2 protein-coding genes and 1 pseudogene are annotated in these 2,307 nt (G+C 70.8%); all 3 read left to right on the forward strand.

Going from position 1 to position 2,307, the window contains the following annotated elements; all coding sequences use genetic code 11:
• Positions 1 to 328 (forward strand): annotated as a pseudogene (locus tag VI238_RS09475) (hemolysin secretion protein D); the annotation flags it as partial.
• A gap of 26 nt (positions 329 to 354) precedes the next feature.
• A complete protein-coding gene (locus tag VI238_RS09480; RefSeq protein ID WP_331650752.1) occupies positions 355 to 1,281 on the forward strand; it encodes an ABC transporter ATP-binding protein in 927 nt (308 codons plus the stop codon).
• A partial coding sequence (locus VI238_RS09485; protein ID WP_331650750.1) for an ABC transporter permease occupies positions 1,278 to 2,307 on the forward strand: 1,030 nt, incomplete at its 3' end. The genes VI238_RS09480 and VI238_RS09485, both read left to right, overlap by 4 nt.

Below are 2,307 nucleotides of genomic sequence, written 5' to 3' on the forward strand. Positions count from 1 at the left end.
GCTCGGCGACCAGGCGCCGGTCGGCGCCGCGCTCGCGATCCTGCTCGCCGGCGACGCGCCGTACGCGCGCATCTACGTGCCCGAGCCGCTGCGCACGTCCGTGCACGTCGGCGACCGCGTGCGCATCCACGTCGGCGGCCAGCCGACGTCGTACGTGGGCAGCGTGCGCATGATCCGCAGCGAACCGGTATTCACGCCGTACTACGCCCTCACCGGCGAGGACGTCGCGCGGCTGAGCTATCTCGCCGAAGTCGCGCTCGGCGCCGATGCGTCGGCGCTGCCCGCCGGCTTGCCGGTCCGCGCCGAATTCGGCGGAGCTGCACGGTGAACCCGGCGGGCGACGGCGACCCGGCGATCCGCGCGCGCGCGCTGACCAAGCGCTTCGGCTCGCTCGTCGCGGTCGACCATGTCGACCTCACGGTGCCTCGCCGCACCGTCTACGGCTTCCTCGGTCCGAACGGGTCGGGCAAGTCGACCACGATCCGCATGCTGTGCGGCCTGCTCACGCCGAGCGAAGGCGAGATCGACGTCCTAGGCCTCTCCATGCCGCGCCAGGCCGAGCAGCTGCGCACGCGCATCGGCTACATGACGCAGGCGTTCTCGCTGTTCGGGGACCTCACCGTGCGCGAGAACCTCGAGTTCATCGCCGACGTGCAAGCGCTGGCGCGCGCGCGCGCCAGGCCGCGCATCGACGCCCTGGTCGAGCAGTTCCACTTCGCCGGGCGCGAGCGCCAGCTCGCCGGCACGCTGAGCGGCGGGCAGAAGCAGCGCCTCGCGCTCGCCTGCGCGGTCATCCACGAGCCCGAGCTGCTGTTCCTCGACGAGCCGACCAGCGCGGTGGATCCGGAATCGCGCCGCGACTTCTGGGAGAAGCTGTTCGAACTCGCCGACGCGGGCACGACCCTGCTCGTTTCGACCCACTACATGGACGAGGCGGAGCGTTGCCATCGGCTCGCGATCCTCGATCGCGGCGTGCTCGTCGCCGACGGTACGCCGGGCGAACTCACCGGCGCGCTCGCGGGTCGTACCCTGCGCGTCGCCGCGTCGGACCCGCGACGCGCACAGCGCGCGCTGCTCGGCATCGATGGCGTACTCAGCGTGGCGCAGATCGGCACCAGCCTGCGCGTCTTGACCGCCGGTGGTCGCGGCGACACGAAGCAGCGGATCAGCGACGGCCTCGCTCGTGCAGGCCAGTCGGCGGACATCGAAGAGACCGCACCGAACCTCGAGGACGTGTTCGTTTCGTCGACGCGCGACGGCGAGCGGGAGCGCGCCGCGTGAACCTGCGCCGCCTGTGGGCCGTCGTGCTGAAGGAGCTTCGGCAGCTGCGGCGCGATCGCATCACGCTCGCGATGATCGTCGGCATCCCGGTCATGCAGCTCGTGCTGTTCGGCTATGCGATCAACCTCAACCTGCGCGGCCTTGCCGCGGGCATCGCCGACGAGGCGAACACGGCCGGATCGCGCGCGGCGGTGATGGACATGGTCGCGACGGGGGTGGTCGCGCCCGTGGCGGACGCGCGCACGCCGGACGAGCTCGTGGCGATGCTGCGGAGGGGCGAGATCAGCGTCGGCATCGCGGTGCCGCCGGACTTCGAGCAACGCAAGGCGCAGGGCCGCGAGGCGGTGCAGGTGATGGTCGACGGCAGCGACACGTCGGTCCAGGGCGCCGCCGCGCAGCTCGCGCAGGTGCCGCTCGACGCGTCCGCGCGCGTGCGCGAGGCGCCGCTCGCGAGCACGCCGCCCACGGCGCCGATCGGCGTCGTCGCGTTCTACAACCCGGAACGGCGCTCGGCCGTCAACATCGTGCCCGGCCTGATCGGCGTGATCCTCACGATGACGATGGTGCTGTTCACCGGCGTGTCGATCGTGCGCGAGCGCGAACGCGGCAACATGGAGCTGCTCATCGCGACGCCCCTCTCGCGCACCGAACTCATGGTCGGCAAGGTGCTGCCGTACATCGTCATCGGCTTCGTGCAGACGACGGTGATCCTCGCGCTCGGCATCTGGCTGTTCACGGTTCCCGTGCGCGGCAGCCTGCTCGACGTGTACGTCGCGGCCGGGTTGCTCATCCTCGCCAACCTCACCCTCGGCCTCATGATCTCGACGCGCGCGCATTCGCAGTTCCAGGCGATGCAGATGACGTTCTTCGTATTCCTGCCGTCGATCCTGCTGTCGGGCTTCATGTTCCCGTTCGCAGGCATGCCGAAGTTCGCGCAATGGCTCGCCGAAGTGCTGCCCCTCACGCATTTCCTGCGCCTGATCCGCGGCGTGATGCTGCGCGGCGCGGGACTGGTCGAGATGTGGG

Source organism: Dokdonella sp. (genome assembly GCF_036518555.1).
Lineage (GTDB): Bacteria > Pseudomonadota > Gammaproteobacteria > Xanthomonadales > Rhodanobacteraceae > Dokdonella_A.